Source organism: Pontibacter silvestris, assembly GCF_020907275.1.
GTDB classification, from domain to species: Bacteria; Bacteroidota; Bacteroidia; order Cytophagales; family Hymenobacteraceae; genus Pontibacter; species Pontibacter silvestris.
The window spans coordinates 1-6,023 of sequence record NZ_JAJJWI010000055.1; the positions used below are offsets into that span (position 1 = coordinate 1).

Sequence of the window (6,023 nt, forward strand, 5' to 3'; positions counted from 1 at the left end):
AAAACGGGACCCTTCGATTCCAGCGGATGAGAGCCCTTTCTCCCATAACTTACATTATGTAAAGCAGGTAAATACTGGAGCAATCAGCGGTGCGGTATGCTGCCTCAAAGTGTCTAAATTTATAGCGTATTGGCAGTAAAACCAATAGTTAAGTAACATGACAGCCAAAGGAAACGACTGAAATTTTTAAGTCTTATAATTTACCTTATGGTGTGAACCCTAAATTTGGGACAACTTTAGTTTATTGGCGAAATTAATAAGAACATAAAAGCTTTAAGCTGCCCCTCGATTATAGTTTAAAAGGTAAAACTTAATAATTTGGTTACTAATATTTTTGACATACTAAATTATCCCTACATGATGAGAAACAGTTTAAATGGAGGGTGGGTGCACGTTGTTTTAAAGCCAAACCTCAATTGAGGTTTGGCTTTAAAACAACGTGCTTAATATTTTTTCTATCGTACGTATAGCTTATATGAACAAGCCCGTCCTTGGTTTGAATAATGGCTGGATAACTATATTCTTCAGTTGTGCCATCTTCAAGCGTAACAATATCTTTCCATACCTGGCCATCAACAGATCTGGCAACTCGTAATTTCCCCCTACCGTTAAACCATTCCTTGCCTGGAACATCAGGGTTATAAACAATAAGTTGGGAGTCATCTTTTAAAGTAACCGCATCGGTACCAGAATTTGGATTCAACAAGGATGTATTAGATAGCTCACCCCAGCTGTTACCTCCATCTGTTGACCATGCCTTAACTACATAACCTTGTTTACTTCTACATAAAATCTGAATCCGATCGTCAGGATAAATAAGAATACTTGGTTGAATAACATCAAATTCAGAATTATGATCGACAGGGATCATCTGCCAGGTTTGGCCAAGATCAGAAGACTTTTCAATATGTACTTTCCACCGTTCTGTACTCTCCTCAATACTTGAAGGAGATAAAATGGTGCCATCGGCTAATTGTACTGGCTTGTTTTTTATAGGTCCAAGAATATTTTCAGGTAATTGTCGGGCAGCTGACCAGGTTCTGCCGTTGTTTTCAGATGTTTTCACCATACCCCACCATTCCCGGGGATTTGGTCCAACCTTGTAAAACAAGAATAACTTACCCTCCCGTGCTTTAAAAAGCACGGGGTTCCAAGTTGGGTACCGCAGGGAGTCATTCACAATACCAGTAGCAACATTTTTAGGTTCTGAGATTACACCTTTATTGTTAATGCTTGTTAGCCATATATCAACATCAGGCTTACCTTCCTGCGATCCACCAAAACAAGCTAATAGAATTTTACCTCCTGAAGTCTCAACCATTGTTGAAGCATGGCATTGCTGAAATGGTGGATTTTCGAAAACTAATTCCTCTCTAACTTTAGACCAAGAAGATTGTGCATTCAAACACGACATGAAACTTACGCCAAATATAACTGCAAGTGAAAAATGCTTTTTCATTAGATAGTTTTAAATAATATTAATAACCTTCATTTTGAGCAAGGTCAGTCGAAAAATTTGCATCAATAGCAGATTGTGGTATTGGGTAAAATTCATGAAAGTCTTGGATTGTAGAGCGGGTGTCTTCTCTGCTATTATATTTCCGAGTTCTCTCGACATGTTTACCTACTCTAATCAAAGTACGTCGCCTCGGCTCTTCTGTGATAACCTTTCTAGCTCGTTCATCCAGAATGTAATCCAGCGTAACTTGAGGTGCTGTAATAGGTATAGCATTTGCTCGTAGCCTAACAGCATTGATATCTTCAGCAGCATTTTCTAAATCTCCTTTCCTGAAATAAGCCTCAGCCCTTAATAAATAAGTTTCTGCTAATCTATAAACAATAAAGTCTTTTGCTGTTCGACCCGATGCATTATTTCCATTAAAAGGTTCACCTTCTAATTTACGTAGGTATGGATACACATTTCGCATTGTATCCTCTTGGGTAACCCTTTTTTCTACCAGCTGCCCAAAATATGCCGATGCAGGATTATTATAGTAAAACTGCCGCCGTATGTTATATTTTGAATTACGAATGTCGGTATTCCAATCATTTTCCCATAAATCATAAAAAAAGAATGTAGTAGGGCGTGAATAAGCAGCGCCCCTTCCTAGGCTATCAGATACAATCATACCACTTTGCCCATCAGGATCTTTCAAGTTTGGTAGAAATGGAACCCAGGCTCTGATAGAATTATTTCCATTATGTGTCCCTGCACCTCCAGGTGTTAAGCTTTCAAATTGCCAAACATAAATAGATTCAAGATTACCTGAACTTCTATTCTGATTCCCTTCAGCAAATAAATCAGAATAAACATCCCCTGGAGAGTTCTGGCTAACTCCGAATTTAATAAAAAATTTAAGTTTGACAATGTACGTCATGACCTTTGGGGAGAAAAAAGGGAAGGATACCGGCACTGTCGGCTCCCCGGTTTTAGAACTGCTTTGGAGTAGCATATTCAACAAATTTCAAATCTCTTCTGCCACCACTACTATTGGAGTCCACTGTGAACGCCCGCTGCGACGGCCCTGGAGCAGGACCAGGAAAGGAGGCTGGGCCGTGGCTCAAAGCCCGATCTTGATAACGACGGTAACGGGGAAACGACTAGTCCGAAAAGGATATGAAACGATGCTCGACTACTACAAGAAAGTAGCTCCACAACTTAACGAACCGCTGTATGCGAGACCCGCTTGTACAGTGGTGTGTGAGGCGCTCCCCGCTACCTAACGGTGGCGGGGCCGTCTACACGATTGGCGGTAGTTATTTTTCAGCGAGCTCCTTAATTTTTTTAAGCATTCCTTTTAATCCTTCTTCTGTATGTTTTTGTCCTGTTTCACTCGAAAAGCCTTGTTGATGCCAAGTAAATTTCACTTCGTTGTCATTTAATTTTTCAATTCTATAAGTTACCAATGAATAATTTTCTGGCTTATCTTCTAACCCTGAAAATCCGCTCCAATAATCATATTTAAGCAGCTCATTTACTTTTCGTTCAGTTACATTTCCTTTGTCGGTATATTGTTGTCCGTCATATTCTCCTTGAAATAGTATTTGACTTCCCACTTTCCAATCCGTCTGCACTTTCGTCCCGAATAAATATTCTTTAATTTTTTCTGGGTCAGTTAAAACACGCCATAATTTTTCGGGTGTCGACCGCATTTTGATATTGCTTGAAGCAACTAAGTTTTTGTACATAATTTTTAGTTTTTACTTAACTCATATAATTTCAGTACAGTTTTCCAATTTCTTGTCGTAGCTCCAACCTTTAGTTTATTCTCGAAAAAGTTGTTGGTCAATTTTGATTGGTGATATTTACCACTGCAAAATATGAACACATCTTTGCCATCAATTTTGAATTTGTCGGGTTCATAATTATATGTCAGTGTTTTTTCGTTATTTTCTGTGATCGGCTTTTCTTTTAAGAAGGTCAAATGCAATTGGTCAATATTGGCATCTCCGTCAAAGAAAGGATTTTTGTCAATGGAAGTTTGAAGTTCTTTTGAACTCCTAACAATTACAGGAACATCAAATCCAAAATTCTCGGTAATTGCTTTTTCAAGGTTGTTCTCCAATTCTGTATTTGTTTTGTTAGAAGTAAAAATCAGGTTTCCGCTTTGAATGTATGTTCCAACATTCTCCCATCCTAAATTATCGCACAAAGATTTTAATTCAGTCATCAGGATTTTTCTTTTTCCTCCGACATTTATTCCTCTTAAAATTGCAATTTTTCTGTTCATTGTCGTATCGTTCTAATTACCGCCAACGGCCGCGTACATAAAGCGAGCAAGGCATTGCCGCAGCTTGGTTTATGTGCAGGGTTGTGAAATGTAATTTTATTCCAGCACTACTGTTCTCTTATGCTGCTGGACAGTTACTGTTCTTTCTGGCTTACCTGCCTTAGATTCAGCATAGCAGTTATCGAGAATAAGAATCCGTCCCTTCCTTAAATCTACACTTTTAGACGTTGTCACCCCATTTATTTTGATGTCAACAGCAAAGGTTTTATTCACGTCCAGTCTGCCAAGATTCGTTCTTTTATTTTTTTTTAGAACCCAAAGACCCTTATCATTTTGGTAGACGGATAACTGGGTTATACCTGTTGAGAAATTTGATTCAACAACTTCATTTCTTACAAGCTTCTGCCCATTTATGCTTACATCTACAGTATCAGATTTAAAGCAGCTACCAACTATTAGTGAAAAGTGATTCTTCTTTCTCTTCGACTGGCTGAAAGAGGTTCCTAATATCATTGTAATCAGCAGACTCGCAAGAAGACCTTTTTCATGATTTTTATATTTCACAACGGCTTGTATAGAAGGCGGACGAGGCGTAGCCGAAGTATGGCTTATATGCCTTGTGTGCGCCCAGCATGGCGCGAGTTTTATTTCTTATGAAATATACTCAGATTATCCAGAGGGTGCAAATCCCTTATCGGCATTTGGTGAAGCCGATAAGCAAGCTGCAAGGGCGCAACTCGTGAGGGTTAGTCTGAAGGAAGCAGGACTGCAAAAGCCTGAACTGACGAATACTCTTGAGCACGAGAGTGCGANCGCCAAGAAGCCAGCAGAAGCCATAGTAGTCATCTGGAAACGAGCCGTAAGCGCTACGGAGGTCTCACAGGATGATGAAGGGCCGAACGCTAAGTCGTCGTAAATTCGGCAAGGAGGTTCAAACGTTATAGTTTGCTAGCCTTGCCTTAAACTCAGACGAAGGTGCAGCCGGTGTAAAGAGCGACTGTGCTATGCTTAGCGAACCGCCGAATACGCGACCCGTACGTTCGGTGGTGTGAGAGGCGCACCCCGTCAGCTATCGCTGGCGGGGCCGTCTACTCGATTGCCAACTGTTGTTTTTTAAAGCGCCCCTTCCAGACTAATCCACCTGTCAAATGACTTTTCTTTCTCCCAGCGTCCGTTCCTTCTTACATAAAGTTCTTTGCCACCTTGCCCACCTAATAGGCAATTACAATCTTGGTTAAACTCAATCAACACTTTTTGCCTGTCTTCGGAGACTATAGGTAATGAAATATGATAGATAAAGCCTTCGCTGCAGGTTGTGTCAACTTCAATGAAGTCATAGTTGCCAGTTCTTTCGTTATAGTATTTGAGTTTATTGGGCTTAACCTTTAAATCAGAGAACTGCTCTTTCTGATTCTTTATAAACTCAAGGTCCTGTGAAAACACTTCTTTGTATTCATTTTTGAGATGCAGGCTTTTGAAGTCTTGACAGACTCTGTTAACCTGCAGTTTATTGTCTGCAATTACCTGATTCAATATTTGGTACACTTCACTTTCTGACATATCCAAGCTACATGAGCTGATTATCATCATCAAAAGGGCCAGTAGGTAAATTGCGGCATTATTCATACTTCCAATTATTGGCAACGGGGTGGTGTAGACGATGTGCGAGGCGTAGCCAAGCATAGAGTATACACGTGGTTGGCAAAAGTTATTCTATAGACTTTTCCAAGTCTGGATTTAGTTGCTGAAGCTTTTCAATAAGTTCAAAGAAAGCTTTTTTATCTGCTTCATTCTTTATTTTTATATAGATCCTTTTACCATTGGCTTCAATATAATCAAAGCTTTCCTTCAAGCCTGAAGTACCGAATAAGTGGTCGTACCTAAGTAATTGCTTATACAACATCAATGGCTTAAAACTTGACTTCCAATACTTGTCACCAGCATAGTTTACTTTCAATTCAGTTGAGTTTGAAATTGGTAGTTTGATTTTGGTCTTACTTTGCAAAAGGTAATCGTCAATCAATGTTAGTTGCCCTATACTAATGAATCTATATTTTTTGGCTATGGCTCGGATTAATATAGATGACAGTATTAGAAATAGTAGAAATGTTAAATAAAAAGCACCTTTATTGGGTAAATCAAAAAATGTAGCATATAAGTAAAAACAAGATAAAAAAAGCATTACTTGTAGAGCGATAGCTATCACAAACACCCACCACCTATTCTTAAACTCAAATGCTTCTAATTTCATACTTTAACATTATTGCCAACGTGCTGGTATAGCAGATTGCA

7 protein-coding genes are annotated in these 6,023 nt (G+C 39.1%); all 7 read right to left on the bottom strand.

Annotated elements, in window-relative coordinates; all coding sequences use genetic code 11:
• Positions 1-412: 412 nt before the first annotated feature.
• Complete coding sequence (locus LN995_RS21275; RefSeq protein ID WP_229963114.1) at positions 413-1,459, bottom strand: sialidase family protein; 1,047 nt, start codon at positions 1,457-1,459, stop codon at positions 413-415.
• Between the two features lie 19 nt (positions 1,460-1,478).
• Complete coding sequence (locus tag LN995_RS21280) at positions 1,479-2,378, bottom strand: RagB/SusD family nutrient uptake outer membrane protein (protein WP_229963115.1); 900 nt, start codon at positions 2,376-2,378, stop codon at positions 1,479-1,481.
• A gap of 379 nt (positions 2,379-2,757) precedes the next feature.
• The gene (locus LN995_RS21285) at positions 2,758-3,189 is read right to left on the bottom strand and encodes an SRPBCC family protein (protein ID WP_229963116.1); all 432 of its coding nucleotides are present in this window, start codon (positions 3,187-3,189) and stop codon (positions 2,758-2,760) included.
• Between the two features lie 5 nt (positions 3,190-3,194).
• A complete protein-coding gene (locus tag LN995_RS21290) occupies positions 3,195-3,731 on the bottom strand; it encodes a DUF1697 domain-containing protein (RefSeq protein WP_229963117.1) in 537 nt (178 codons plus the stop codon).
• Between the two features lie 96 nt (positions 3,732-3,827).
• The gene (locus LN995_RS21295) at positions 3,828-4,295 is read right to left on the bottom strand and encodes a hypothetical protein (protein WP_229963118.1); all 468 of its coding nucleotides are present in this window, start codon (positions 4,293-4,295) and stop codon (positions 3,828-3,830) included.
• Positions 4,296-4,844: 549 nt separating this feature from the next.
• A complete protein-coding gene (locus LN995_RS21300) occupies positions 4,845-5,414 on the bottom strand; it encodes a hypothetical protein (protein WP_229963119.1) in 570 nt (189 codons plus the stop codon).
• A 25-nt stretch (positions 5,415-5,439) separates the two neighbouring features.
• Positions 5,440-5,982 (bottom strand): hypothetical protein, encoded by a 543-nt coding sequence (locus tag LN995_RS21305; protein WP_229963120.1) that lies wholly within the window; start codon positions 5,980-5,982, stop codon positions 5,440-5,442.
• Positions 5,983-6,023 lie beyond the last annotated feature (41 nt).

What these genes read in the sequence shown, in the direction of transcription:
- LN995_RS21300 (WP_229963119.1), bottom strand. Translation starts at nt 5,414, where the DNA reads ATGCTTGGCTACGCCTCGCACATCGTCTACACCACCCCGTTGCCAATA.
- LN995_RS21275 (WP_229963114.1), bottom strand. Translation starts at nt 1,459, where the DNA reads ATGAAAAAGCATTTTTCACTTGCAGTTATATTTGGCGTAAGTTTCATG.
- LN995_RS21280 (WP_229963115.1), bottom strand. Translation starts at nt 2,378, where the DNA reads ATGACGTACATTGTCAAACTTAAATTTTTTATTAAATTCGGAGTTAGC.
- LN995_RS21290 (WP_229963117.1), bottom strand. Translation starts at nt 3,731, where the DNA reads ATGAACAGAAAAATTGCAATTTTAAGAGGAATAAATGTCGGAGGAAAA.
- LN995_RS21305 (WP_229963120.1), bottom strand. Translation starts at nt 5,982, where the DNA reads ATGAAATTAGAAGCATTTGAGTTTAAGAATAGGTGGTGGGTGTTTGTG.
- LN995_RS21285 (WP_229963116.1), bottom strand. Translation starts at nt 3,189, where the DNA reads ATGTACAAAAACTTAGTTGCTTCAAGCAATATCAAAATGCGGTCGACA.